The organism is Methylobacterium sp. WL1, from assembly GCF_008000895.1.
Classification (GTDB): Bacteria; Pseudomonadota; Alphaproteobacteria; order Rhizobiales; family Beijerinckiaceae; genus Methylobacterium.
Map to the genome: position 1 here is coordinate 3,922,581 of NZ_CP042823.1, position 25,905 is coordinate 3,948,485.

A 25,905-nucleotide genomic window follows, 5' to 3' on the forward strand; every position below is an offset into this window, starting at 1 on the left:
AAAAGCGCGCGGGAGGTGCGGGCCGGTGCAACATATGGCAACGCTGTCGCGTTGCCGCTGCGGGTCCGATTACGCCCGCGTTGCACTCCGCCTCAGCCCGCACCAGCCAGTGCCGCGTGAATACGGAATGGTCACCGCGATGGAAGAGCTGCACCAATACGCTGAGAGGCCCTTCGCCTTCGTCGGGCGATACCTCCGGCGCCGCTGGGTGCCCCACCTGGTGATCCTGATCTCCGTGCTCGGTGCGGTCGGGTTCTCGGTCTCGACCGACTATGCCCTCAAGGGCGTGGTCGATGCGCTTACCAAGGGTCCCGGCCCGGGCAACACCGTGGTCTGGGGGGCGCTCGCCGTCCTGATCGGATTCATCGCGGCCGACAACATGCTCTGGCGCGTGGCGGCGCTGACCGGGGCCTTTACGTTCGTGGGCGTCACCGGCGACATTCGGCGCGACCTGTTCCGGCACATGACCGGCCATTCGCCGACCTTCTTCTCCGACCGGCAGCCGGGAACCCTGGCGTCGCGCATCACGGCGACCTCGAACGCGATCTTCACGGTCGAGAACATGTTCGTGTTCAACGTGATGCCGCCGACCGTCGCGGCCTTCGGGTCGATCGCCTACATCGCCACCGTCAACACCACCATGGCGGCGATCCTGGCTGGCGTCTTCGCCGCGGTCGTCGTGCTGATGTTCAAGATGGCGGCGGCCGGCAAGCCGCTGCACCACGACTTCGCCGCCAAGGCGGCCTCCGTGGACGGCGAGATGGTCGACCTCGTCGGCAACATGTCGCTCGTGCGAGCGTTCTCGGGCTTCAAGCGCGAGGGCCAGCGCTTCGAGGGCACGATCGCCACGGAGATGCGCGCCCGCCGTTCGTCGCTGCTCTACCTTGAGAAGCTGCGCATCGTGCACGCGGTGCTCACCGTATTGGCGGTGTTCGGCCTGCTCTACTGGGCGATCCAGATGTGGGAGGCCGGCCAGGCGACCAATGGCCAGGTGGTGCTGGTCTGCACGCTCGGCATCCGCATCCTGGCGGCCACCCGCGACCTCGCGGTGGCACTGGTGGACGCGACCCAGCACACCGCCCGCCTGGCGGAGGCGCTGCACACCCTGCTCCAGCCCCACGACCTCGTGGACCATCCGGAAGCCAAGCCGCTCGCCGGCCAGGGTGCCAAGATCGAGTTCGACCACGTCGCCTTCAATTATCCGGACGGGCGCCCGGTCTTCACCGATTTCGACCTCGTGATCGAGCCGGGCCAGAGGGTCGGCCTCGTCGGCAAGTCGGGCGGCGGCAAGTCGACCCTGTTCTCGCTGCTGCAGCGCTTCTACGACGTGAAGACCGGCGAGATCCGCATCAACGGCCAGAAGGTCGAGTTGGTGACCCAGGAATCCCTGCGCGAGGCGATCACGGTCGTCCCGCAGGACGTGTCGATGTTCCACCGCTCGTTGCGCGAGAACATCCGCTACGGCCGGCCGGAGGCCACCGACGAGGAGGTCTGGCAGGCCGCCGAGGCGGCACGCTGCACCGAGTTCATCCAGTCCCTGCCGGAGGGCTTCGACACCATGGTCGGCGACCGCGGCGTGAAACTCTCGGGCGGCCAGCGCCAGCGCATCGCCATCGCGCGGGCCATCCTGAAGAATTCGCCGATCCTGCTGCTCGACGAGGCGACCTCTGCGCTCGACGCGGAATCGGAGCAGGCGATCCGTCAGGCGCTCGCGAACCTCATGAAGGGCCGCACCGTCATCGCCATCGCCCACCGCCTGTCGACGCTTCAGGACTTCGACCGGATCGTGGTGCTGGAAGGCGGCCGCATCATCCAGGACGGCTCGCCAGACAAGCTGACCCATCTCGACGGCTTCTTCCGCGAGCTGATGAAGAAGGAATCGATGTCGATGTCCCTGGCGGCGGCCTGATCGGGGCGCCCGGCGAGGCCCGGCCGTGCCCGATCTCGACACCGTCGTCCGGGAGATCTCCGACGAGATGGCCCTGCGCTCCGACCGGGGCGCGGTAGCCGATTACATCCCCGAACTCGCCCACGTGGACCCGAACCAGTTCGGCATCGCGGTGATCGATGCCGACGGGGCCGTCACCGTCGGCGGCGACAGCGAGACGCCGTTCTCGATCCAGAGCGTGTCGAAGGTGTTCACGCTGACCCTGGCGCTCGGCATGGTGGGTGACCGGCTGTGGAAGCGGGTCGGGCGCGAGCCCTCCGGCAACCCGTTCAACTCGATCGTCCAGTTGGAGCGGGAGCGCGGGGTGCCGCGCAACCCGTTCATTAATGCCGGCGCCATCGCGGTGACCGACGTGATCCTCTCGGGTCATGCGCCCCGGGAGGCGTTGGGCGAGATCCTGCGCTTCATGCAGTTCCTGGCCCAGGACCCCACCATCACCATCGACGAGCAGGTGGCGGCCTCCGAGAAGCGCACCGGCTTCCGCAACACCGCGCTCGCCAACTACATGAAGTCGTTCGGCGTCATCGAGAACCCGGTGGACTACACGCTCGGCGTCTACTTCCATCACTGCGCCATCGCGATGACCTGCCGGCAGCTCGCCATGGCGGGCCGGTTCCTGGCACATAACGGCCGCAACCCGTCGACCGGGCACAACGTCGTCTCGGCCGAGCGGGCGCGCCGCATCAACGCGATCATGCTGACCTGCGGTCACTACGACGGCTCGGGCGAGTTCGCCTACCGGGTCGGCCTGCCGGGCAAGAGCGGCGTCGGCGGCAGCATCCTGGCGGTGGCCCCCGGCAAGGCCTCGATCGCGGTCTGGTCACCCGGCCTCGACGCGGCGGGCAACTCCCATCTCGGCCGTGTCGCCCTGGAGCGCCTGACCCAGCGCATGGGCTGGTCGGTGTTCGGGGCGTGACCGACACCTTGCGCGGAGGCGCCTTCCGCGGCACTGCGCCAGCGTGGTGCTGCGGCGCCTGAGGCAGGACCAGGCACATGACGACGAGTACGGCGGCGCGGACGTCGGGTAGTGATCTTGACCCCGGCGCCATCCTGGCCCGCCTCGACCGGCTGCCGCCGACGCGCACGATCTGGCGTTTCGTCGCTCTCCTCGGCCTCGGCTTCTTCTTCGAGCTCTACGACCTGCTGTTCACCGGCTACGTCGCCCCGGGGCTCGTGAAGGCCGGGATCCTGACGCCGACCACGCCCGGGCTGTTCGGCGCGAGCGGCGTGGCGAGCTTCGTGGCGGCCCTGTTCACCGGGCTGTTCATCGGAACCCTGGTCTGCGGCTGGCTGGCCGACCGGTTCGGGCGCCGGGCGATCTTCACGTGGTCGCTGCTGTCCTACACCGCCGCCAACGTCGTGATGGCCTGCCAGACCGACGCGTTCGGGCTCAATCTCTGGCGGCTGATCGCCGGCATCGGCCTCGGCCTGGAGATGGTGACCATCGGCAGCTACCTCTCGGAGCTGGTGCCGAAGGCGATCCGCGGCCGCGCCTTCGCCCTGTGCCAGGGCATCGGCTTCACCGCCGTGCCGGTGGTGGCCTTCCTGTCCTATCTGCTGATCCCGACGGCGCCGCTGGGGATCGACGGCTGGCGCTGGGTCGTGCTGATCGGCGCCACCGCGGCGATCGGGGTCTGGTGGCTGCGCGCCGGCCTGCCGGAGAGCCCGCGCTGGCTGGTCGAGCGCGGGCGGCTCGCGGAGGCCGACGCGGTCCTGCGGCGCCTCGAAGGCCAGGTCGCCGCCGAGTACGGCCGCCCCCTGCCGTTGCCCGCAGCGCCGGAGCCGGTGCAGCGGCGCGGCGCCTTCGGCGACCTGTGGGTGCCGCCGTACCGGCGCCGGGCGCTGATGATGGCCGGCTTCAACGTGTTCCAGACGGTGGGCTTCTACGGCTTCGCCAACTGGGTGCCGACCCTGCTGGTGGCGCAGGGCATCACCATCACGTCGAGCCTCGCCTACACGGCGCTGATCGCGCTGGCCGCCCCGGTCGGGCCTCTGATCGGCCTGGCCATCGCCGACCGGTTCGAGCGCAAGCACGTCATCGTGGCCGCAGCCCTCGTCTACATCGCCTGCGGGCTGACCTTCGCGCAGACCCGCGACGTGTCGGCAATCATCGCGCTCGGGATCGGCCTGACGCTGGCCTCCAACGTGATGTCGTACAGCTTCCACGCCTACCAGGCCGAGCTGTTCCCCACCGGCATCCGCGCCCGGGCGGTGGGGTTCGTCTATTCGTGGAGCCGCTTCTCGGCGATTTTCACGGGGTTCGTCATCGCCTTCGTGCTGCGCGAGGCCGGCACCCCGGGGGTGTTCCTGTTCATCTCCGCGGCGATGCTGGCGGCGGGGTCGCTGGTCGGGCTGCTGGGACCCCGCACCCGCGACGTGGCGTTGGAGAAGATCGCGGGGTGAGGGCGCATGCCTGCGAGGGCCATGCGTGCTCGCCTGACGGTATGATCGAACAGGCGAAGCCTCGGATGACGGTCCGCATCGACGCTGCGACCACGTCCGAGCCGGATACCCTGGTTTGAGGGCCGGCGATCGACCTTGATGCCGTCGAGGTGTCCCACCCCGTCATCGTGGTCGAGGGGCTCTCACCGGGGATCAAGTCGGTGGATACCGAGGCAAAGCGCGTCGGCTATTTTTAAATCGGCAGCGTCGCGCACGACCTGATCATCGATCCGGTCAAGCGTCTGATCGCTCACCACAGACGCGCCTTGGAACGCCCGATCGAAGTCCGCATCGGAAGCCGAGGGCCCCTCGCTCCGACCCCGCCCGGCCTGAGCCTGTCGGTGGCCGAGCTGTTCGCCGATCTCCCGCCCCCGCAGCGCCCGCGGCTTGATCCGATCCGAGGCGGATGTCACAGCGGCGCAAACGCGAATCAGGACACCCGGATGACCACACCCCTCGATCTCCTCGTGCTCGGCAACGCCATCGTCGACGTGATCGCCCGCACGGACGACGCCTTCCTGGACGCCCAGGGGGTGACCAAAGGCGCGATGCAGCTGATCGACGAGGAGCGGGCGGAGACGTTGTTCGCTGCGATGGGCCCGGCCACGATCGTCTCGGGCGGCTCGGGGGCGAACACCGCGGTGGGCGCGGCCCTGCTCGGCGCCAAGACCGGCTTCGTCGGCAAGGTCCGGAACGATGAGCTCGGCGGCCTGTTCGGCCACGACCTCAAGGCCACGGGCGTCGGCTTCACGGTGCCGCCCGCGACCGAGGGGCCGGCCACGGCCCGCTGCTTCGTGCTGGTGACGCCCGACGGCGAGCGCACGATGAGCACCTATCTCGGCGCCTGCCAGGGGCTGAAGCCCGACGACGTGGACCGGGCGCTCGTCGCCTCGGCCCGAGTGGTCTATCTCGAAGGCTATCTGTGGGACCCGCCCGCCGCCAAGGATGCGTTCCGCAAGGCGGTCGAGATCGCCCACCAGGCCGGCAACGCGGTGGCGCTGACGCTGTCGGACGCGTTCTGCGTCGGCCGCTACCGGGACGAATTCCTGGGCCTCGTGCGCGACGGCAGCATCGACATCCTGTTCGCCAATATCGGCGAGCTTCAGAGCCTCTACCAGACCGACGATCCCGAGGCCGCCGTGGCCGCCCTGCGCGACGAGCGCAACGCCCGCGGCAGGCACCTGCTCGGCCTGGTCACCCGCTCGTCGGACGGCGCCCTGGTGGTGCAGGGCGGGGAGGTCCGGTCCGTCGAGGCGAGCCCGGTCCGCGAGGTGCTGGACACGACCGGGGCCGGTGACCTGTTCGCGGCCGGGTTCCTGGCCGGGCACGCCCGCGGCCTCGACAACGTCGCCAGCGCCCGCCTCGGCACTTTGGCGGCCGCCGAGGTGATCCAGCACATCGGCGCGCGCCCCCAGGCCGATCTGGTCGGCCTCGCCAAGGCGCGCGGCCTGCTCTGATCCGGCGCTTCAGGCGGCCCGCACCGTCGCGAGGAAGCGCGTCACCTCGCTCCGCAGATGCTCGAACCGGAGCGACAGCTCGGACGCCGAGCTGAGCACTTGGTCGGCCGCTGTCCCCGTCTGATTGGCGGCGTCCGCGACGCCGGAGATGCTGCTCGTCACCTCGCCGGCGCTCGACGCCGCCTCGGTGACGTTGCGGGCGATCTCCCGGGTCGCGGCCCCCTGCTCCTCGACGGCGGCCGCGATCAGGGTCGCGACGGCGCTGATCTCCTGGATCCGCCCGCCGATGCGGCCGATGGCCGAGACCGCGTGGTCGGTCGAGGCCTGGATCCGCCCGATATGGCCGCCGATCTCGTCCGTGGCCCGGGCGGTCTGGCTCGCCAGCTCCTTCACCTCGGCAGCGACCACGGCGAAGCCGCGCCCGGCCTCGCCGGCGCGAGCCGCCTCGATGGTCGCGTTGAGCGCCAGCAGGTTGGTCTGTCCGGCGATGCTGGTAATCATCGTGACCACGTCGCCGATCCGGGCGGCGGCACCGCTCAGCTCTTGCACCAGATGAGCCGTTGACGCGGCGTCCTCGACGGCGGCCTGGGTCAAAGCCGCGGCGCTCGACACCTGACGGCCGATCTCCTGGACGGAGTTTTCGAGTTCCTCCGCCGCGGAGGCCGCGGTGTTGACGTTGGCGGCAGCCAGTTCGGCCGCGCTCGCCACCCGCAGGGATTGGCTGGCGGCGCCGGAGGCCGTGCTGGTCATGGTGGCGGCGGTGGCCTGCAGCGCCGCGGACGCCCCCGAAACCGTCCCGATGATGCCGCCGACGGACCCCTCGAAGGCGTCGGCGATGTGGCGCATGCCCGTCTTGCGCTGCTCCTCGGCGTCCGCCCGGGCGCGCGCGGTTTCCGCCTCCAGCGCCTGAGCGTGGATCAGGCCGTCCTTGAACACCTGCACGGACGCGGCCATGGCGCCGATCTCGTCGCGCCGCGCGGCGTGGGGGACGGCGACGGTCAGATCCTGCGCCGCCAGCCGCGCCATGATCCCGGTCATGGCCCGGATCGGATGGGCGACGCCGTGCAGGATCAACCAGAGAGCTCCGGCCGTGGCGACCAGGCCCGCGATCAGCAGGGCGGCCGTGACGGTCCAGGCGGTCGCGTAGGCGTCCTCGGCCCGCCGCGTCGCGGCCTGCGTGCCGGTGGCGTTGACCTTGGCGAGGTCCGCCAGCGCCCCGAAGGCGTTCACCAGGGGCGTGCGGGCCGGCGCGATGGCGTCGCGGCCTGCATTGCGGTCACCGCGCCGGAGAGCCGCCACAATCGGTTCCCGGGCGGCGAGATAGGCCTGCCAACGCGCCTCGAACGCATTCCACAGGGCGGTCTCGTCGGCGGATCCGATATGAAAGCGGTACTGCCTGAACTTCTCCGGGATGGCCGCGTCCATCTCGGTGAATTCGGTGTCGAGGTCGCGGTTTTCGGCGCTTTCCTCGGCGATCACCCTGCGGATCGTGGTGGTGTGATACCGGAGTGCCAGGAACTGAAGCTCGTCCAGCTCGCGATTCTTCACGTTCCAGACGTCCCGCATCTCCCTGGCCGAGTCGTGAACCGCCTTGATGCTCACGATGTTCGATAGGGAATTGGCGATCAGAAGGATGAATCCGACGAACGACGCCAAGAACAACCGAACGGTGATGCTGCGCCCCAAGTTCATCTCGCTGCCCCTCCACGCCAATGGCTCGAACCTTAGCGCAGGCGCGTGACAACGAGGTTTTAGCGTTCGCTGCGTCGTCCAACCAACGAGCCGCCAGAAGCGGGGATACGGGACAAAAATCTTCGCGGCGCTCGCCTTATAGCCTGGATCGTCTTGCCGATCCCAATTTTAAGGCGAGGATCCGGCGGATCAGGGTTGCAGCAGCACCTTTCCCATCGCAGCCCGGCGGGTCAGCAGCCCGAACGCCTCCGGAAACTCGGCCAGCGGGTAGGTACCGTGAACCTGCGCGGTAAGCTGGCCCTCGGCGACCCAGGCCAGCAGCCGGCGCTGGTCGGCCCGGTGCGCCTCCGGCTCGCGGTCGAGGAAGGCGCCCCAGTGCACGCCCTGCACGTCGAGTTCCTTCAGGAGCATCAGGTTGAGCGGCAGCCGCGGGATGCCGCCGGCGGCGAAGCCGATGACGAGGTAGCGCCCACGCCAGGCCAGGGCGCGCAGGGCCGGCTCGGCGTAGTCGCCGCCGACCGCGTCGTAGACCACGTCGACCCCGCCGCCGCTGATCCGGCGCAACGCGTCCTTCAGGGTCGCGGGATCGTAGACCAGCGTCGCCTCGGCGCCGTGGGCGCGGGCGACCGCGAGTTTTTCCTCCGAGGAGGCGCAGGCGATCACCCGGGCGCCCATCAGCCGGCCGAGTTCCACCGCGGCGAGGCCGACGCCCCCGGAGGCGCCGAGCACGGCGAGCCACTCGCCCGGCTGGATGCGCGCCCGGTTGGCCAGCGCGTGCAGCGAGGTGCCGTACGTGATGGTGAGCCCGGCCGCCTGCGCGTCCGGCACGGCCTCCGGCACCGGCGTGAGCTTACCGGCATCGACGGCGATCAGCTCCGCGCAGCAGCCGTATCCGGCATGGACGATGACCCGGTCGCCGACGGAAACGCCTATGGCGCCCTCTCCCAGCGCCTCGACCACCCCGACGCCCTCGCCCCCCGGCGAGAACGGCAAGGGCGGCTTCACCTGGTAGCGGCCGGCCACGATCAACGTGTCGAAGAAGTTGAGGGCGGCGAGCCGGATCCGCACCAGGGCCTGCCCGGGGCCCGGCACCGGATCGGGGCGATCCACGATCTCCAGCTGCTCCGGCCCGTCGAGCCTCGTGCACAGCAGCGCCCGCATCCTGTCCTCCCGGTTGGTGTCCTTCGCTCTGTGAAGGCCCGGACCGGCGGCGGGGTCAAGCCGTCCCGATCATCTCGCGGATGCGGGCGCCCAGAACCTCGACTCCGAACGGCTTGGTGATCACCTGCATGCCGGGGGCGAGCGGGCCGTTGCCCAGCACGGCGTGCTCCGCGTAGCCGGTGATGAACAGCACCTTGAGGCCCGGACGCGTGACTCGGCCGGCCTCGGCCATCTGCCGCCCGTTCAGGCCGCCCGGCAGCCCGACATCGCTGACCAGAAGGTCGATGCGCACGTCGGATTGCAGCACCTTGAGGCCGGCGACGCTGTCGGCCGCTTCGATCGCCGTGTAGCCGAGATCCTCCAGCACCTCGGTCACCAGCATGCGTACGGTCGGCTCGTCGTCGACCACCAGCACGGTCTCCCCCGGCGCCGCCCGGGCCGGCGCGCCGAATGCGGCGTGCGGGTCCTCCTCTTCCACGGCGCCCCGGTGGCGGGGCAGGTAGAGGCAGACATCGGTGCCGCGGCCGAGTTCGGAGGCGATCCGCACCTGGCCGCCCGATTGCTGGGCGAAGCCGTAGATCATCGACAGGCCGAGGCCGGTGCCCTGCCCGATCGGCTTGGTGGTGAAGAACGGCTCGAACACCTTGCCGACGATCTCGGGCGCCATGCCGATGCCGGTATCGGCGACGCGCAGCAGCAGGTACTGGCCCGGCGGCAGGTCGTGGCACCGGGCGGCGCGGGCGTCGAGCCGGGTGTTGGCGGTCTCGATGGTGATGCGGCCGCCCTCGGGCATCGCGTCCCGGGCGTTGATGCACAGGTTGAGCAGGGCGTTCTCGAGCTGCGGCGGGTCCACCAGGGCCGGCCACAGGTCCGGGTCGGCCGTCACCGCCACGGTCACGGCGGGGCCGACCGTGCGGCGGATCATTTCCTCCAGGCCGGCCACCAGACGGTTCACGTCGGTGGGCTTCGGGTCGAGGGTCTGCCGGCGCGAGAAGGCGAGGAGGCGGTGCGTCAGGGCGGCGGCGCGCTTGGACGCGCCCTGGGCGGCGCTGATGTAGCGGTCCACATCCATGAGGCGCCCTTGGGCCAGCCGGGTCTGGATCAGCTCCAGCGAGCCGGAGATGCCGGCGAGCAGGTTGTTGAAGTCGTGGGCCAGAAAGCCGGTGAGCTGGCCGACCGCCTCCATCTTCTGCGATTGCCGCAGGGCCTCCTCGGCGGCAGCCAGCGCGTCGGCCCGCTCGCGCTCAGCGGTGAAGTCGCGCCCGACCGCGTTGATCACCCCGTCGCCAGGCCGGGCCGCCCAGGTGATCCAGCGGTAGCTGCCGTCCCGGTGGCGGTAGCGGTTGTCGAAGCGGGCCTGGCTGCGCCCCGCGGCCAGTTGCTCCCCGCCCGCGGCGGTGCGGCCCAGGTCGTCCGGGTGGACGAAGCCGATCAGGTTGGTGCCGACGAGTTCGTCGGCCCGCCAGCCCAGCACCTCCGTCCAGGCCGGGTTCACCGCGGTGATCGTCCCGTCGAACAGGCACCGCAGCATCATGTCGGAGGAGAGGGTCCACAGGGCGTTGCGGTCGGCGGTGCGCTCCTCGACCTGCAGGGCCAGGGAGGCATTGAGGTCGCGCAGCTCTGCGAGCGCCGTCTCCAGCCGGCCCCGGCTCTCCGTGAGGGCGAGGTCGGCCAACACCCGGCCGGTGGTCTCGTTGGTGAGGATGAACAGGCCCGCGACCGCGCCGTCCGCGTCGAGCACCCGCGAATACGAGAAGGTCCACCAGGTGTCCTGCGCGCCTCGGTCGGTGTCGAGCCGCCACGGCAGGTCGATGAACCGCTCGGGCCGGCCCTCCATGGCCGCATCGATGATCGGCTTGGCCTGCGCCCAGCCATCGGCCCAGACCTCCTCGAACCGCGCGCCCATCGCCCAGGGCAGCCGCGGCCCGAGCAAGGGGACATACGTGTCGTTGAAGAAGAAATGCAGATCTGGCCCCCAGGCCAGGATCATCGATTCCGGCGAGTTGAGCACCCGCGACAGGGCCGCCCGGAGCTCCGCCGGCCACGTCGTGGGCGGGCCGAGGGGGTGGCCGGACCAGTCCCGCGCACGAATCATCCGCGCGGCCTCGCCGCCGCCGGAGAGGAAGGCCAGGGGGTCGGTCACGGGATGATGGTCATCTGCATCATGGGTGTTGCCGCGTATGACCGTCTTCGACCGTGCTTCCAAGGCGTCTGGACTTGCATTGAAGATCGCCCGTCATGACCCACGTTCAGCGCTTCCGTCTGACCGAAGATAATGCTGCGGCCCACGCAGCCGCGGACCAGTTGTTCGCGGTGGTCCGGCGCGCACTCGAGATCGTCCTGCCTCTCGAGACGGAGATCCTGCACGTCGGCGCCACTGCCATACCGGGCTGCTTGACCAAAGGAGATCTCGATATCGTGGTGCGTGTCGAGCGGCAGGCCTTCGCCATCGCTGAACATTGCCTCGCGGCACGCTTCACACGCAACGGCGGGTCGGTCCGCACCGATGACTTCGCGGCGTTCCAGGATGACGGCTGGACGCCGCACCTTGGGATCCAACTCACACTCAAAGGCGGCCCCTTCGATGTATTCCACCGTTTCGCTGCGGCCCTGCGCGCCGATCCCGAACTGGTAGCCCGCTACAATACTCTGAAGCGCGCCCACCACGATCACCCGATGACGGTCTATCGCGCCGCCAAAGACGCGTTCATCGGCGACGTCCTGCAATCCTGCCCGCCGTCTTCGTCGCGCGACGACGGTTAGAGCGCTCCCCGCCGAATTGGATACCGGTTCGCCGAAAGCGAGGGCGCCGAATCGAGGACCGAGAGCCGGTCCCGGGGACGGCGCAGGCCAGACGACCTCAATGCGCCTCCTGCCAGTTCCCCGCCGCGTTGGCCTCCACCACCAGCGGCACCCGGAGCGTCAGGGCCGGCGCCGGCGCCTCCTCCATCACGCCGCGGATGATCGGGATCGCCCGCTCGACCTCGTCCTCGGCGGCCTCGAAGACCAGCTCGTCGTGCACCTGCAGCAGCATGCTGACCTTGAGCTTCTGCGCGGCGAGGGCCGTCTCCATCCGGGTCATGGCGCGCCGGATGATGTCGGCGGCCGAGCCCTGGATCGGGGCGTTGATCGCCTGGCGCTCGACGCTGGCGCGCTCGGACGGGTTGTTGGAGCGGATCTGCGGGTAGTGGCAGACCCGGCCGAACAGCGTCGTGACGTAGCCCTTGTCCCGGCAGATCTTCTTCGTGCTGTCGATGTAGTCTCGGATACCCGGGAACTGCTCGAAATACTGTTTGATGAACGCCGACGCCTCCTCCCGGCCGATGCCGAGGCGATCCGCCAGCCCGAAGGCCGAGATGCCGTAGATGATGCCGAAGTTGATGGTCTTGGCCCGGCGCCGCAGGTCGGGGGTCATGTCCTTGAGCGACACGCCGAACATCGCCGAGGCGGTCGCCGCGTGGATGTCGATGCCGTCCGCGAACGCTTTGCGTAGCTCCGGGATGTCGGCCATGTGGCCCAGGAGCCGCAGCTCGATCTGCGAGTAATCCGCCGAGATCAGCCGGTTGCCAGGCGCCGCCACGAAGGCCCGGCGGATGCGCCGGCCCTCCTCGGTGCGGATCGGGATGTTCTGCAGGTTCGGCTCGGACGAGGACAGGCGGCCCGTGGTGGTGGCGGCCAGCGAGAACGAGGTATGGACCCGCGCCGTCTCCCGGTCGGCATGGGTCTGGAGCGAATCCGTGTAGGTGGATTTCAGCTTCGACAGCTGGCGCCACTCCAGGATCTTTTTCGGAAGCTCGTGCCCGGCCTGGGCCAGTTCTTCGAGCAGGGTCGCGGGTGTCGCCCACTGGCCGGAGGGCGTCTTCTTCGCCCCCGGCAGGCCCATCTTGCCAAACAGGATGTCGCCGATCTGCTTGGGCGAGCCGACGGAAAACTTTTCGCCGGCATCCTCCTGGATCTCCTCCTCCAGGCGGACCAGGATCTGCGAGAAGTCGCCGGACAGCCGGCTCAGCATCTCGCGGTCGACCCGGATGCCGCGCTGCTCCATGCGGGCGATCACCGGCAGGAGCGGCCGTTCCAGGGTCTCGTAGACCGCCACCCGCCGCTCGGCGACGAGGCGCGGCTTCATCATCCGCCACAGGCGGAGCGTGACGTCGGCATCCTCGGCCGCGTAGGCGGTGGCCTTGTCGATCGCCACCCGGTCGAAGCTGACCTTGTTCCGCCCCGTGCCGGCCACGTCGGAGAACGTGATCGGCTGGTGGCCGAGATGGCGGCGGGCCAACTCGTCCATGCCGTGCCCGCCCTTGCCGGCGTCGAGCACGTAGGAGATCAGCATCGTATCGTCGAACGGCGCGATCTCGATGCCGTAGCGGGCCAGCACGACCCAATCGTATTTGAGGTTCTGACCGACCTTCAGCACCCCGGGATTCTCGAGGAGCGGCTTCAGCCGGGCGATGGCCGCGTCGAGGGGGATCTGGCCGGGCACCGGCTCGGCCACGTCTGAGGCCGCCGCGCCCTCGCCGAACAGGTCGGTGGAATCGGCCTGCACCTTCGCGGCCTGGATATGGGCCAGTGGGATGTAGCAGGCCCGCCCGGTGGCGGTGGCCAGGGAGACGCCGACGAGCCCGGCCTTGTGCGCGTCGAGCGCGTCGGTCTCAGTATCGACCGCGACCACCCCGGCCTCCTCGGCCTCGGCGATCCAGGCATCGAGCTGCTCCAGGGACGCGACGGTCTCGTAGGCGGCGGTGTCGAACGGCGCTACGGCCTCCGCGGCGCGGGCGGCAACGACGTTGCCCGGCGTCGCCTCGATCGGCGCCCGGGGCTTGGCCGGCGCGTCCGGCAGGTCGAGATCCGCGAACGGGTCCACCTCGCCGCCCCCCCGGTGGGGGCGGCGCGCCCGGCGGTTGCTCGGCACCGGCCGCCGCGGTTTCGGGATCGGGCGGCACGGAATCGCCGAAGAACGGCACCGCGTCGCCGCCGCCGCTGGCGTTGCCGTAGCCGTGGGGCCTCGCCCCGGGCAGCAGCGCCGGATCGGGCTTTACCGCCTCGGGGTCGACATGCAGCATCTGGGCGATGCGGCGGGTCAGGGTGTTGAACTCCATCGCCTTGAGGAAGCCGACCAGCTTCTCGGGATCGGGCTTGGGCACCGTGAGGTCGTCCAGCGGCACCGGGACGGCGACGTCCTCCATCAGCGCCACCAGCTTGCGCGACAGCTTGGCCTGCTCGACGTTGGCCAGCAGGGTCTCGCGGCGCTTGGGCTGCTTGATCTCGCCGGCCCGCTCCAGCAGCGCCTCGAGGCTGCCGAACTCCTTGATCAGCGCCGCCGCGGTCTTCAGGCCGATGCCGGGCACGCCGGGGACGTTGTCGGAGGTGTCGCCGATCAGCGCCAGCGCGTCGCCGATCTGGTTGGGCTGCAGCCCCTCCCACTTGGCGATGATCGCCTCGACGTCGAGGTTGCGCTCGGGCCGATAGCCGGCCTTGCCCTTCGAGCCCGATTCGAAGTCGTAGAACCGGACCAGCGGCCCGACGAGCTGCATCAAGTCCTTGTCGGACGAGACGATGATGACGCCCGCGCCCCGGGCCTCCGCCTGCCGCGTATAGGTGGCGATCAGGTCGTCCGCCTCGTAGCGCACCAGCTCCACCGCGTGCAGGCCGAAGGCCCGCACCGCGTCACGCATCAGCGGCATCTGGCGCTTGAGGTCGTCCGGCGCGTCCGGGCGATGGCCCTTGTAATCCGGGAACATCTCCTTGCGGAACGAGCCCTCGGACTTGTCGAAGATGATGCCGAGATGGGTCGGCATGATGCCGGCGGCGCCTTCCTGCAGGAACTGGGCGATCTTCGTGCAGAACAGCCGCACGGCGCCGGTGGGCAGCCCGTCCGAGGGACGCGAATTGTACTTCTGGTCCTGGTTGATCGACTGGAAATAGGCCCGGAAGATGAACGACGAGCCGTCGACCAGGATCACCTGATCGCCCGGGCCGACTTTCTTGGGACTTGCGGCGGCGGTCTCGACGGTCATGGGCGCTCGACTGTCATGGGCGAAGGCGTCTGGGGCGAAGGCGTCTCGGGGCGATCAGGGCGCGTGCGATCCAGCTCGGCACGGCAGGCCGCCATCGGAAAGGGTCATTCGTCGTGGACGGTGAGCCAGACGATGTCCAGAGTCAGGCTGTCGTAGCCGTGGTGATCGACGCTGCCAGCTCCCGCGATCAGTCGCCACGGCACCTCGGGATACCGGGCCCTCGCGGCAGCGCTCAGGCGTCGGCTCCCTCCAGTCACCCCGTCCAAACGCGAGTGCCGGGGATCAGCCGCGATGGCCAATCACGCCGCGAGTTCGCGGCCGATCTCCTCCACCCGGCGCAGGTCGTCCACGAACGCCGCGTAGGCGTCCGCTTTGGCCTCGTCGGGCAGGCGCAGCAGGTAAGACGGGTGGACCGTGATAAAGCCCTGAAAGCGGTTGTCGAAGCGGTCGAACCGGAACGGGCCGCGCGCCCGGGTGATCGGCACCGCCTTCCCAGTGAGCGCCAGCACCGCGGTGGCGCCGAGCGCGACCACAAGCTTCGGGGCCACGAAGTCGAGTTCCCGGTCGAGCCACCAGCGGTAGTGGCTGACCTCGCCGGCCGTGGGCTTCTGGTGGATCCGGCGCTTGCCGCGCTCCTCGAACTTGAAGTGCTTGACCGCGTTCGTGAGGTAGCTCGCCCCCCGGTCGATCCCGGCCTCCGCCATGGCCCGCGAGAGCAGTTGCCCGGCGGGACCGACGAAGGGGCGGCCCTGCCGGTCTTCCTGGTCGCCCGGCTGCTCGCCCACGAAGGCGATCGCCGCGCCGACCGGCCCCTCGCCGAGAACCGCCTGCGTGGCGCCCGGGACCAGCGGCTCGGTGCGCTTGATGATCGCGTTCAGTTCGTCGAGCGTCTTCGGGTCCTGGTCGGCCATGGCGGCGACGGCGCGGGCGGGTTCGCGGCGTGTGGGCAAGGTCGGCTCCCTCTCGATCATGGCTTCGGTCCGGCCCGCCGCCGCCCGGACGAGGGCGGGGATCGCTGCGGTCTCGGGCATGTTGCGCCAATACTTCTTGGGCATTTCCGCCCGCATGGCCTTCAGGTTGGTGCGCGCCGGGTTGAACGTGCTCTCGTAATAAGTCTGCCAGCCGGCCTCGAAGCCGTCGCCCTCGGGGAGCGCGGCCCGGTCCCCGGGCGGCCCGTAGGTCAGGGTGTCGGTATCCCAATGCGCCGACCCGTCCGGCGTTAGGATCGACCAGCGCATGCCGCGGAAACGCGCGACGAAGAACGGCGCGGCCGCCTCCAGGATGTGGTGATCGGGCTCGAACCACGCCACGAAATGCTCCCCGCCCGAATCCTCGGCGCGGCGGAAGCGCAGGAACGCGTGCATCTTGTGCAGGTCGCGCCCGATCGCCTTCGCCATCCGGTGGAGGCGGTGGACCAGGGGGTCGCTACCGACCTCCATCAGGTGTCGCTCGCCCTGGCAGACCCGCCAGATCAGGGCGTAGAGCAGCCCGTAGCGCTCCGGATCGCGGTGCGGGATCACCTGGGGGATCAGGCCGGCGACGGGTTTCGGCAGGGCGAGCGGACCGGCCGGAGCCTGGGTCGTCTCGGCGCCGAACAGGCCTGGGGAATCCGTCACCGACCACGTCACCGCCTCAGGCGGGAAGCCTTGCGCGACGAGCCTGCGGGCGGCATCGCGGAAACCTGTGAGATCGGCGCCCGGGCGCAGGAGGATGCTCTGCGGTGAATGCGCATCCCCTCCTCCCGCAGGAGGAGAAGAGTCGGACGCACCTCCGGCCTTCATCAGAACAAGCTCAGCTGCCGGGCCGGTTCGACCAGCCGTTCGCGCAGGTCGGCTCGGTCGGTGAGCCCGACCGGGCGGTGGTCGGCCGCGATCAGGAACGGCCGGGCGCGCTTCAGCCCCGATGTCAGGCGGGCGACGTCGTCGAGGCGCAGGGTCGCGTGGCGGCGCGCCGTCACGATCTTGTCCACGGCCTTCGCGCCGAGACCGGGAACGCGCAGCAGCCACTCCCGGTCGGCCTTGTTCACGTCCACGGGGAATTTCTCGCGGTGCTTGAGTGCCCAGGCCAGCTTGGGGTCGATGTCGAGGGCGAGCATGCCGCCCTCTGAGGCGTCGGCGACCTCGTCGGGGGTGAACTCGTAGTACCGCAGCAGCCAGTCGGCCTGGTACAGCCGGTGCTCGCGCTGGAGGGGCGGCGGCTTCGGCGGCAGGATCGCCGACCCGTCCGGGATCGGGCTGAACGCCGAGTAGTAGACCCGCTTCAGCCCGACGCTGCCGTAGAGATGCGCGCTCTTGCGGATCAGGGCCTCGTCGGTGGTGGCGTCCGCCCCGACGATCACTTGGGTCGAGTGCCCGGCCGGGGAGAAGCGCCGCTTCTCGGCCTTGGCCTCGACGATGCGCTCGCCGATCTGCGCCATCGCGTTCTGGATCGCGGCGCCGTCCTTCTCGGGAGCCAACCGCTGCAGGCTCGCTTCGGTCGGCAATTCCACGTTGATGGAGAGCCGGTCGGCGTAGAGGCCCGCCTCCTCGATCAGCCAGGGGCTCGCCTCAGGGATCGACTTGAGGTGGATGTAGCCGGCAAAGCCATGGTCGCGCCGGAGCGACTTCGCCACCCGGGTCAGCAGCTCCATCGTGTGGTCGGGCGACTTGATGATGCCCGAGGACAGGAACAGGCCCTCGATGTAGTTGCGCCGATAGAAGTTCAGGGTGAGGTTCACGACCTCCTCCACGGTGAACTTCGCCCGCCGGACGTTCGAGGAGCGCCGGTTGATGCAATACGCGCAGTCGAACAGGCACCAGTTGGTCAGCAGGATCTTCAGCAGCGAAACGCAACGCCCGTCCGGCGTGTAGGCGTGGCAGATGCCGGCCCCGGTGGTGGAGCCGAGCCCGTCCTTGCCGGCCGCGCGCTTGGGCGCCGCCGAAGAGGCGCACGACGCATCGTACTTCGCAGCATCTGCCAGGATGCGCAGTTTCTTGGCCAGCGTTTCGTCCATCGAACAGACAATGAACCACATGCCCCAAGAGGCAAGGCCGACCCGTCGCCGGCCCCCGTCCGCGATGCCGCACCCGACGGATGACCGAGGTGCGGCCCCTCAATCAGGCTCGTCCGGGTCGGCATCCACCACCCGGCGGGCAAGATCGTAGGAAAAACCCGCCCGGGCCAGGGCGCCGAGGTCGCGGTCGCGGTAGAGCGCCCTGGTGTCGGGCCGACGATGCACTCCGAGGCGCCGCCGCTTGGCGTAGGCGTGCGCCGCCCGAATCTCGATATCGGCGGCCTCCGCATCGGGGATCGCCTCGCGCTCGGCCTGCATCGCTGCCTCGACCACGTCGCGGGGCACCCCCTTGGCGGCGAGCTTCGCCGCCGCGCCCCGGCTGGACTGTGCCGCGCCGGCGCAGGGTGGCGAGCCGGGCGTCGGCGAAGCGGACGTCGTCGACAAGGCCGGCGGAGACCGCCCGCGCCACGGTGGCGTCGACCATCTCGGCGAAGGGGGCCGGATCCTCGCCGCGCAGCCGCGCACGCTTGTCGACCCGCCGCGCCAGGGTCCGGCGCAGCATCTCGGTCGAGGCGCTGTAGCGTTCGAGGTAGTAGAGCGCGACCCGCTGCAGCCAGGCGGCGCTGACCGGTCCGGGCGGCCGGCGCTCCGCGTTGCGGTCTTTTCCCGCAGGGCGTCCGCGTGGCCCGGTCTCTGCAACGTTTGGTGGTTTCACCGGTTCTTCACGATCTCGACAGGTTTGCGTTCCATGACTTGGGGATGGAACGCGCGCAACGCGACAGGCTCGGCCATGGTCCGCAGCAAAGTCCTTCGCCCGATCTCACCCACGGCCCGTGGCGGCGACGCCTGCGCGCCGCGGCGACGATCCTGATGCGCCGCGAGTGGCTCCTGGTTCTGGTAGCCTTCGGGCTGGCCGCGGTCGCGGCCGGCATCGTCTATCTATCCCGGCCGACCACGCTGACGGTGGCGGTCGGCCCCCAGGACGGAGCCGAGGCCGCGCTGATCGAGGCCTACGCGAACGCCCTCGACCGGAGCCGCGAGGACGTGCGCCTCAAGGTCGTCCGCTTCTCGGACGTGCGCGACAGCGCCCTGGCGCTCCAGCGCAACCGGGCCGACCTCGCGGTGGTGCGGCCGGACGTGTTCCTGCCCGAGAACGGCCTGACGCTGGCGATCCTGCACGACGAAGCCCTGGTGATCGCCGCGCCGGAGGCCTCCGAGATCGAGGACGTGCCGGCGCTGGCGCGCAAGCGTCTCGGGATCGTCGTGCGCCACAGCGCCGACCTGCCGTTCCTCACCAACCTTCTCTCCTTCTACGACCTTCTGCCCGACAACCCCGGTGCGGATGCGCCGGAGGCCGAGCCGGCGGCCGAGATCGCATCCGGCCACGTGCAGGTGGTGCCGCTGAAGCTCGGCGAGGTCGCGACGGCGCTGTCCGAGAAGCGCGTCGACGCGGTGGCGGTGATCGCCAGCCCCGCCTCGAAGATCGCGGGCGCGGTGGTGCGAGCCATTGAGCAGGGTTCCCCCGATCGGAAGATCGGGTTCGTGTCGATCCCGGACGGGGACGCGATCCTGCAGCGCTTCCCCGAATTGCAATCGCTGTCGATCCCGGCCGGAACCTTCGGCGGCCGTCCGAAGCGACCGGACGAGGAGGTCCGCACCGTCGGCGCCTCCTACCGCCTGATGGCGCGGGGCTCGGTCAGCCGGGTCGCGATCGCCTCGGCGACGCAGCACCTGTTCGAGTGGCGCTCGCGGCTCGCCGCCGCGGCCCCGGCCGCCAAGCTGATGAAGGCGCCGGATTTCGACACCACGGTCGCGGCGACGTCGGCACGCCTGCCGAACCATCCCGGCGCCGTCGACTATTTCGAGCGCGAGCAGCAGACCTTCCTGGATCGCTACGAGGATTACATCTACCTGCTGGCCTTCTTCGGCGGCACGATCGGCTCCGGCATCGCCTGGATCGGGCAGCGGCTGGCCCGCAAGCGCCGGGAGCGGATCGACATCGTGCTCGACCGCCTGCTCGACATCATGCGCGAGGTTCGGGCCGCCACCAGCGCGGCCGAACTCGACACGATCGCGATCGAGACGGACGGGCTCGTGGCCGACGTCGTCTGCTACGCCCGGGAGCGCAGCATCGACGCCCGGACCGTGAGCGCGCTGATCCTGGCGGTGGACGGCGTCCACGCGGCGATCTCGGACGCGCGGCGGCGGGCCGACGATTCGGCGCCAGGGGCGACGGCCAAGCGGCGCACCGCGCGGCTGCTGGCCCTCAACCTGCCGGCCGCGGAATAACGGTGGCCGTCCGCGCCGGCGCCCGCGTCGACGCGGAATGGTATGCGGGTCGGGAGGGACCACTGTGTCCCGTGCATCACCGCCCGGCTGGCGGCGTAGGCATATCATGCTAACGGGGGGCATGTTCGATCCCGCCGCCGCCCTCGAAACGGTCCTTGCCAACCTCGACCGCGAAGCCCGCGAGCCGACCAAGCTGCGCGCCGCACTCGTGCCCGAGTTGCGCCGGGTCATCGAGGACGGCCACCGCGCCGCGGAGGCGCAGCTTCTGCAGGACCGCAACGGCCTTGGCTGCGCACAGGCCTTGTCGAACCTGACCGACGCCGTGGTGCAGACGATCCACGACGCGGTGGTGCGGCAGCTCTACCCCAACGACAACCCCTCGACCGGCGAGCAGCTCGCCGTGGTCGCCACCGGCGGCTACGGCCGGGGCACGATGGCGCCGGGCTCCGACATCGATCTGCTGTTCCTGCTGCCGTACAAGCAGACCGCGTGGTCGGAGAGCGTCGTCGAGGCGATGCTCTACGTCCTGTGGGACCTGAAGCTGAAGGTCGGCCACGCCACCCGCTCCGTGGAGGAATGCCTCCGCGAGGCAAAGGCCGACATGACGATCCGCACCGCGCTCCTCGAGGCGCGCTACCTGTTCGGCACCCGGATCCTGTTCGAGGAGCTGGTGACGCGCTTCGACGCCGAGCTGGTGATCGGCTCGGCCGCCGAGTTCGTCGACGCCAAGCTGCGCGAGCGCGACGCCCGGGTCTCGAAGGCGGGCACCTCGCGTTACCTGGTCGAGCCCAACGTCAAGGACGGCAAGGGCGGCCTGCGCGACCTGAACACGCTGTTCTGGATCGCCAAGTACACCTACCGGGTGCGCGACCAGATCGAGCTCGTCGGCGCCGGCCTGTTCACCCAGGAGGAATACGCGCTGTTCGAGCGCTGCGACGAGTTCCTGTGGCGGGTCCGCTGCCACATGCACTTCGTCACCAAGCGGGCGGAGGAGCGGCTGTCCTTCGGGCTGCAGCCGCGGATCGCCGAGCGCTTCGGCTACGAGGCGCGGGGCGGCCTGTCCGGGGTCGAGCGCTTCATGAAGGCGTATTTCCGCGTCGCCAAGGACGTGGGCGACCTCACCGCCATCGTCTGCGCCGAGCTGGAGGCGCGCCACGCCAAGCGCACGCCGGTGCTCGACCGCTGGATCGGCCGGTTCCGCGACCGCTTCCGCGCCACCGCGATCGAGGCCGAGGATTTCTGGATCGACCACGGCCGGGTGAACCTGCGCGCCGAGGACGCGTTCGAGCGCGACCCGGTCAACCTGATCCGCCTGTTCTGGCTGGCCGACCGCCACAACCTCGCGATCCACCCGGACGCCAAGCGCCTGGCGAACCGGTCGCGCCGGCTCATCACCCCGACCCTGCGGGCGGATCCGGAAGCCAACCGGCTGTTCATCGACATCCTGACCTCGCGCAACGCCCCCGAGGAGGCCCTGCGCGAGATGAACGAGGCCGGCGTGCTGGGTCGCTTCATCCCGGATTTCGGCCGCATCGTCGCGATGATGCAGTTCAACATGTACCACCACTTCACGGTGGACGAGCACCTGCTGCGCACCGTCGGCATCCTGGCTGCCATCGAGTCGGGCCGCGCCGAGGAGGCCTACCCACTGGTCTCGCGCCTGATCCACACGATCCACAACCGCACGGCGCTCTACGCCGCGATCCTGCTGCACGACATCGCCAAGGGCCGACCCGAGGACCACTCGATCGCCGGGGCGGCCATCGCCGCGCGGCTCTGCCCGCGCTTCGGGCTGACCGAGGCCGAGACCGAGACCGTGGCCTGGCTGGTCGAGCATCACCTGCTGATGTCGATGACCGCGCAGAGCCGCGACCTGTCGGACGGCAAGACGATCGAGCGATTCGCCTCGGTGGTGCAGAGCCTGGAGCGGCTGAAGCTCCTGACCATCCTGACGGTGGCCGACATCAGCGCGGTCGGCCCCGGGGTCTGGACCGCCTGGAAGGGCACCCTGGTCCGCACCCTCTACGACGAGACCGAGGTGTTCCTCTCGGGCGGCCATTCCGAGATCGCCCGCACCGACCGGGTGCGCCTGGTCCAGATGAGCCTGCGCGAACAGCTGCCCGGCTGGGCCTCGGAGGAGTTCGACGCCTACGCGGCGCGCCACGGCCAGGCCTACTGGCTGAAGGTCGACAGCCCGCGCCAGATCAAGAACGCGGTCTTCCTCCGCGACGTGCTGAGCGAGGGCCGCACCAGCGCCACCGACGTGGCCCTGGATCCGGTGCGGGGCGTGACCGAGGTCACGATCTACTCGCCGGACCACCCGCGCCTGCTCGCGATCGTCACGGGGGCCTGCGCGGCGGCCGGCAGCAACATCGTCGATGCGCAGATCTTCACCACCACCGACGGCTTCGCCCTCGACACGATCTTCATCTCCCGGGCCTTCGAGCGCGACGAGGACGAGTTGCGCCGGAGCAGGCGCATCACGGCCGCGATCGAGCGCTCCCTGAAGGGCGAGATCCGCATCGCCGACCTCGTGGCCGACAAGCACCCGCCGACCAGCGCCCAGGCCAAGACCTTCCTGGTGCCGCCGGATGTCGGGATCGACAACGCCCTGTCGAGCCGCGAGACCGTGGTGGAGGTGACCGGCCTCGACCGGCCGGGCCTGCTCTACGAGCTGACCACGGCGTTCGGCCGGCTGTCGCTCAACATCACCTCGGCGCACGTGGCCACCTTCGGCGAGCGCGCGGTGGACGTCTTCTACGTCACCGACCTCACCGGCACGCGGGTGACGCAGCCCGACCGGCAGGCGGCGATCCGCAAGGCGATGCTCGAGGTGTTCGCGGGCGACGTCGCCGTCCTCCGGGCCGAGGGCCTGGAAGCCCTGGTCGCCGCGCCGCCGCCGCGCGAGGCGTGAGCGTGCGGGTTGATTTCGGCCGCCCCGGGCCAGATATCAGCGCCGAATTCGATTCTCCTCCCCCCTCCTTGCCGACGACTGAACCGCGATGACGAGCAACGACATGTCCCAGGACGACCAGCGCCAGACCACGGTCGAGGCCGGTGCCAGCGCGGCCCAGGAGACCACGTCGCCGGGCACGGGCGCCGCCGCGGCGTCCGTCGATCCGGTGGCCGAGGCCCTGGCCCTCCTCACCGCCGAGCGCGACGAGCTGAAGGACCGGATGCTGCGCACGCTGGCCGAGATGGAGAACCTGCGCCGCCGGACCGAGCGGGAGATCGCGGATGCGCGCGCCTACGCGGTCACGAACTTCGCCCGCGACGTTCTGAATGTCGCCGACAACATCCACCGGGCCCTCGACAGCGTCCCGGGGGACGCGAAGGCCGCCGCGGACGGCGCCTTCAAGGGGCTGATCGACGGCATCGAGCTGACCGAGCGCGACCTGGCCAAGACCCTGGAGCGGCACGGGGTGAAGCCCGTCGAGCCGGAGGGCCAGAAGTTCGACCCGAACCGGCACCAGGCCATGTTCGAGGTGCCGAACCCCGATGTCCCGGCCGGCACCGTCGTGCAGGTCGTGCAGACCGGCTACGTGATCGGCGAGCGGGTACTCCGCCCGGCGCTGGTCGGCGTCGCCAAGGGCGGCCCCAAGGCGGCCGCGAACCCCGCCGACGCCGCCTGATCAGCGGATCTGCCCCGACGCGTCCGCGCAAGGCAGCGCGGTCGCGAAGTCCGCGATGAACCGCGCCGTCTGCCGCGTCTCGACCGGCGACCACGGATCGCGGGCGACCAGACCCGCCTCGACTTCGAGACGTCGATTGCAGGCGCAGGCCGGCAGCAGCCCTAAAGCTGGATCCGGCCAGCAGGCATCGTGATGCGCGCAAGCGAGATCGAGCGCGTCGATCGGCGCGTAGCCGGGGCCGCGGTTCCCCGGACCACAGAAATTGCCGTGGATCAGGAGCGCGCCCCGGCTTGAGGGCCCGGGCGGCACGATCTCCTGCGCAGCCGCGGCACCGACGGTGAGACCGAGGGTCAGCAGGGCCGTCGCAATGGGGGTCAGGCTGGGAGCGTTCACGGCCGATCCTGCATCGGTGATGCCTCCTGACGCCACGCGGCGGGACCGGCGCGGCATTCAGCATCCGTGTGACCCGACTGGCGCGGACGATCCCGGCCGGCCGATGGGTTCGCGGAGCCGAACACCGTGCATTGCGGCCGAGCGGAACGATATCGTCAAGATCGCTCGCCGCGAATGTTGACTAAAATCGGTACTTCACACCGGCACGCGTCGACGCGGATCCCAAATCCTGTTTGCCGGCACCGCAATACGTCGGATCTCTGACGTTGTAGTATCCAGCCGGCTGACCCGGTGGCTGAACCGGAGATGCCCAGCCCCTCCATCCTGGCGAAGCGTTCTCCCTTAGCTGCGTGGGCCAGACCGCGTATTCGAGGCCCCTGCCCGTCGCACCAGCCGAGCGCGTGCCGCGCCCGGGCGGCGGTCGCGCGAGGCTTCAGAGGGCGAGCAGCAGCAGCCCGATGACGGTCACGGAGAGGATGAGGCAGAGGGCGAGATCGAGGATCGGCGCACCGCCGCAGTTCGGCACCTGACGATCACGGTCGGTCATGACCCGGGACACGGCGATCACGACCGGGAACCCACGCGTGGGCGGCTCAGCGCGGCGTCCGTTTGCAGGTGCGGGTGCCCATAGGCGTGGAGAGCCGCCGCGTTCCGTAGGATGACGGGTGCGGCGGCCTGCGACCCCGTCGTCTCGCCGGCCAGGTGAGCCGTGTCGGCGACGGCGGTCCCCAGGGCGGGCAGTGCGAGCGCTGTGAGGAGGCAGGCGATCCGCCGCAGCCGCGGCACGGGATCGGATTGGCGGGGCCGACAGGGCGCCTTCGTGGGCAGCGTGAGCGGCGGCAGCGCCTCGGCGGTCAGTCTGCGCATCTTGGCACTCATCGTCCTAGCCCCGTCAAGAACGTGGGAAATTTGACCACGCACACCAGTTATGTGTGTAAAATTCCCACGTCAACGAAAAATCGACGGTCCAGGGTGTGGTTGCACACGTCGTGGGATTGTCTCCCACGACACATCGTCTAACCCTACGAGCATGTCCGAGACCCCCGCCACGAAACCGGAGGGCGCCAGCCTGCATGCGCCGCTGGCCCGGCTGCTGCGCCCGCTGGTGCGCCTGCTCGTAGCGCGCGGGATCACATTCCCGGCGCTTACCGACCTGTTGCGCGAACTCTACGTGAACGTCGCCGAGTACGATTTCGCTCTGCCCGGCAAGGAGCAGACCGACAGCCGGGTCTCGTTGTTGACCGGCATCCACCGGAAGGAAGTGCGGCGCCTGCGCGGGGCCGGGGCGCCGGTGAGCGCCGTGCCGGCCGTGGTCTCGCGCACGAGCCGGATCATCGCACGCTGGATCGCCGACCCGGCCTTCACCGATCCGCAGGGCCAGCCGCTGCCGCTGCCACGGACAGCGGATGCGGGCGCGCCGTCCTTCGAGGTCCTGGTCTCCGGCATCACCCGCGACCTGCGCCCCCGCGCGGTGCTCGACGAGTGGCTCGACCGCGGGCTCGCCTCCCTGGACCCGCAGGACCGGATCGTTCTGGCCGAGGCGGCCTACGTGCCGCGCGGGGATGGTTCGGCCGAGCCGCAGCTCTACTATTTCGGCCGCAACCTGCACGACCATATCGCGGCCAGTGTCGCCAACATCGTCGGCGACAAACCGCGCTTCCTCGAGCGGGCCGTGCATTACGACGGGCTGTCCGAGGCGCTTGCGGTCAAGCTCGAGGCGCGGGCCCGCGAGATCGCCATGGAGGCCCTGCAGCAGGCCAACCGCGAGGCGCATGCCGCCTGCCAGACCGATTCCGGCGGCGATCACCGGTGGAACTTCGGCCTCTACGTCTACGCCGAGGCCGCCCCGCCGGCCCGGTCGACGGACGGGCGCTGAGAGGCA

17 protein-coding genes and 2 pseudogenes are annotated in these 25,905 nt (G+C 70.1%); 9 read left to right on the forward strand and 10 right to left on the reverse strand.

From position 1 onward, the window contains the following. Nucleotides 1-139: 139 nt before the first annotated feature. The 4 genes from FVA80_RS19060 to FVA80_RS19075 all read left to right on the forward strand — a co-directional run bounded on the left by FVA80_RS19060 (nucleotide 140) and on the right by FVA80_RS19075 (nucleotide 5,847). Nucleotides 140-1,909 (forward strand): ABC transporter ATP-binding protein, encoded by a 1,770-nt coding sequence (locus tag FVA80_RS19060; RefSeq protein WP_147909346.1) that lies wholly within the window; start codon nucleotides 140-142, stop codon nucleotides 1,907-1,909. 25 nt (nucleotides 1,910-1,934) lie between these two features. Beyond that, nucleotides 1,935-2,864: a glutaminase gene (locus tag FVA80_RS19065; protein ID WP_147909345.1), complete on the forward strand. Its 930-nt coding sequence runs from the start codon at nucleotides 1,935-1,937 to the stop codon at nucleotides 2,862-2,864. Nucleotides 2,865-2,941: 77 nt separating this feature from the next. Then, on the forward strand, nucleotides 2,942-4,351 hold the full coding sequence (locus FVA80_RS19070) for an MFS transporter (protein ID WP_147909344.1): 1,410 nt from the start codon (nucleotides 2,942-2,944) through the stop codon (nucleotides 4,349-4,351). 482 nt (nucleotides 4,352-4,833) lie between these two features. Beyond that, nucleotides 4,834-5,847 carry an adenosine kinase gene (locus FVA80_RS19075; RefSeq protein WP_147909343.1) on the forward strand — a complete coding sequence of 338 codons (1,014 nt, stop codon included), beginning with the start codon at nucleotides 4,834-4,836 and terminating at the stop codon, nucleotides 5,845-5,847. A 9-nt stretch (nucleotides 5,848-5,856) separates the two neighbouring features. On the opposite strand, the gene FVA80_RS19080 is transcribed toward FVA80_RS19075, so the two are convergent. The 3 genes from FVA80_RS19080 to FVA80_RS19090 form a co-directional block, all read right to left on the reverse strand. Beyond that, nucleotides 5,857-7,539: a methyl-accepting chemotaxis protein gene (locus FVA80_RS19080; protein WP_147909342.1), complete on the reverse strand. Its 1,683-nt coding sequence runs from the start codon at nucleotides 7,537-7,539 to the stop codon at nucleotides 5,857-5,859. Nucleotides 7,540-7,728: 189 nt separating this feature from the next. After that, a complete protein-coding gene (locus FVA80_RS19085; RefSeq protein WP_147909341.1) occupies nucleotides 7,729-8,700 on the reverse strand; it encodes an NADPH:quinone oxidoreductase family protein in 972 nt (323 codons plus the stop codon). Nucleotides 8,701-8,755: 55 nt separating this feature from the next. Then, a complete protein-coding gene (locus tag FVA80_RS19090) occupies nucleotides 8,756-10,843 on the reverse strand; it encodes a PAS domain-containing sensor histidine kinase (RefSeq protein WP_147909340.1) in 2,088 nt (695 codons plus the stop codon). A 95-nt stretch (nucleotides 10,844-10,938) separates the two neighbouring features. Here FVA80_RS19090 and FVA80_RS19095 point away from each other — a divergent pair, with 95 nt between their 5' ends. Next, complete coding sequence (locus tag FVA80_RS19095; RefSeq protein WP_147909339.1) at nucleotides 10,939-11,463, forward strand: GrpB family protein; 525 nt, start codon at nucleotides 10,939-10,941, stop codon at nucleotides 11,461-11,463. A gap of 97 nt (nucleotides 11,464-11,560) precedes the next feature. Here FVA80_RS19095 and polA read toward each other — a convergent pair. The 4 genes and pseudogenes from polA to FVA80_RS19120 all read right to left on the reverse strand — a co-directional run bounded on the left by polA (nucleotide 11,561) and on the right by FVA80_RS19120 (nucleotide 18,322). After that, nucleotides 11,561-14,717 (reverse strand): annotated as a pseudogene (polA, locus tag FVA80_RS19100) (DNA polymerase I). Nucleotides 14,718-15,016: 299 nt separating this feature from the next. Next, entirely contained in the window at nucleotides 15,017-16,498 is a 1,482-nt protein-coding gene (locus FVA80_RS19110; RefSeq protein ID WP_187193418.1) for a UdgX family uracil-DNA binding protein, read from the reverse strand. Next, on the reverse strand, nucleotides 16,498-17,709 hold the full coding sequence (locus FVA80_RS19115; protein WP_147909337.1) for a putative DNA modification/repair radical SAM protein: 1,212 nt from the start codon (nucleotides 17,707-17,709) through the stop codon (nucleotides 16,498-16,500). Before FVA80_RS19115 ends, FVA80_RS19110 begins: the two co-directional genes overlap by 1 nt. Nucleotides 17,710-17,808: 99 nt before the next feature. Then, nucleotides 17,809-18,322, reverse strand: a pseudogene (locus FVA80_RS19120) (RecX family transcriptional regulator). Between the two features lie 257 nt (nucleotides 18,323-18,579). On the opposite strand from FVA80_RS19120, the gene FVA80_RS19125 reads away from it, so the two are divergent. From FVA80_RS19125 to grpE, 3 genes are all read left to right on the forward strand, one after another. After that, the gene (locus FVA80_RS19125; protein ID WP_147909348.1) at nucleotides 18,580-19,998 is read left to right on the forward strand and encodes a TAXI family TRAP transporter solute-binding subunit; all 1,419 of its coding nucleotides are present in this window, start codon (nucleotides 18,580-18,582) and stop codon (nucleotides 19,996-19,998) included. 121 nt (nucleotides 19,999-20,119) lie between these two features. Further along, nucleotides 20,120-22,912 carry a [protein-PII] uridylyltransferase gene (locus FVA80_RS19130; protein WP_147909335.1) on the forward strand — a complete coding sequence of 931 codons (2,793 nt, stop codon included), beginning with the start codon at nucleotides 20,120-20,122 and terminating at the stop codon, nucleotides 22,910-22,912. A 103-nt stretch (nucleotides 22,913-23,015) separates the two neighbouring features. Continuing rightward, complete coding sequence (gene grpE, locus FVA80_RS19135) at nucleotides 23,016-23,630, forward strand: nucleotide exchange factor GrpE (RefSeq protein WP_147909334.1); 615 nt, start codon at nucleotides 23,016-23,018, stop codon at nucleotides 23,628-23,630. On the opposite strand, the gene FVA80_RS19140 is transcribed toward grpE, so the two are convergent. The 3 genes from FVA80_RS19140 to FVA80_RS19145 form a co-directional block, all read right to left on the reverse strand. Then, nucleotides 23,631-24,023, reverse strand: a complete 393-nt coding sequence (locus tag FVA80_RS19140) for a hypothetical protein (RefSeq protein WP_147909333.1) — start codon at nucleotides 24,021-24,023, stop codon at nucleotides 23,631-23,633. It lies immediately after the preceding gene. A 433-nt stretch (nucleotides 24,024-24,456) separates the two neighbouring features. Further along, nucleotides 24,457-24,591, reverse strand: a complete 135-nt coding sequence (locus tag FVA80_RS32000) for a hypothetical protein (RefSeq protein WP_281407092.1) — start codon at nucleotides 24,589-24,591, stop codon at nucleotides 24,457-24,459. After that, a complete protein-coding gene (locus FVA80_RS19145) occupies nucleotides 24,588-24,890 on the reverse strand; it encodes a hypothetical protein (RefSeq protein WP_147909332.1) in 303 nt (100 codons plus the stop codon). Before FVA80_RS19145 ends, FVA80_RS32000 begins: the two co-directional genes overlap by 4 nt. Before the next feature lie 163 nt (nucleotides 24,891-25,053). On the opposite strand from FVA80_RS19145, the gene FVA80_RS19150 reads away from it, so the two are divergent. Next, nucleotides 25,054-25,899, forward strand: a complete 846-nt coding sequence (locus FVA80_RS19150) for a DUF6502 family protein (RefSeq protein WP_147909331.1) — start codon at nucleotides 25,054-25,056, stop codon at nucleotides 25,897-25,899. Nucleotides 25,900-25,905: the final 6 nt, after the last annotated feature.

Excerpts from the sequence above, each read along its gene's own strand:
- FVA80_RS19080 (WP_147909342.1), bottom strand. The coding sequence starts at position 7,539 with ATGAACTTGGGGCGCAGCATCACCGTTCGGTTGTTCTTGGCGTCGTTC.
- FVA80_RS19150 (WP_147909331.1), top strand. The coding sequence starts at position 25,054 with ATGTCCGAGACCCCCGCCACGAAACCGGAGGGCGCCAGCCTGCATGCG.
- FVA80_RS19085 (WP_147909341.1), bottom strand. The coding sequence starts at position 8,700 with ATGCGGGCGCTGCTGTGCACGAGGCTCGACGGGCCGGAGCAGCTGGAG.
- FVA80_RS19110 (WP_187193418.1), bottom strand. The coding sequence starts at position 16,498 with ATGAAGGCCGGAGGTGCGTCCGACTCTTCTCCTCCTGCGGGAGGAGGG.
- FVA80_RS19070 (WP_147909344.1), top strand. The coding sequence starts at position 2,942 with ATGACGACGAGTACGGCGGCGCGGACGTCGGGTAGTGATCTTGACCCC.
- FVA80_RS19095 (WP_147909339.1), top strand. The coding sequence starts at position 10,939 with ATGACCCACGTTCAGCGCTTCCGTCTGACCGAAGATAATGCTGCGGCC.
- FVA80_RS19125 (WP_147909348.1), top strand. The coding sequence starts at position 18,580 with ATGCGCCGCGAGTGGCTCCTGGTTCTGGTAGCCTTCGGGCTGGCCGCG.
- FVA80_RS19075 (WP_147909343.1), top strand. The coding sequence starts at position 4,834 with ATGACCACACCCCTCGATCTCCTCGTGCTCGGCAACGCCATCGTCGAC.
- FVA80_RS19145 (WP_147909332.1), bottom strand. The coding sequence starts at position 24,890 with ATGCGCAGACTGACCGCCGAGGCGCTGCCGCCGCTCACGCTGCCCACG.
- FVA80_RS19130 (WP_147909335.1), top strand. The coding sequence starts at position 20,120 with ATGTTCGATCCCGCCGCCGCCCTCGAAACGGTCCTTGCCAACCTCGAC.
- FVA80_RS19115 (WP_147909337.1), bottom strand. The coding sequence starts at position 17,709 with ATGGACGAAACGCTGGCCAAGAAACTGCGCATCCTGGCAGATGCTGCG.
- FVA80_RS19060 (WP_147909346.1), top strand. The coding sequence starts at position 140 with ATGGAAGAGCTGCACCAATACGCTGAGAGGCCCTTCGCCTTCGTCGGG.
- grpE (WP_147909334.1), top strand. The coding sequence starts at position 23,016 with ATGTCCCAGGACGACCAGCGCCAGACCACGGTCGAGGCCGGTGCCAGC.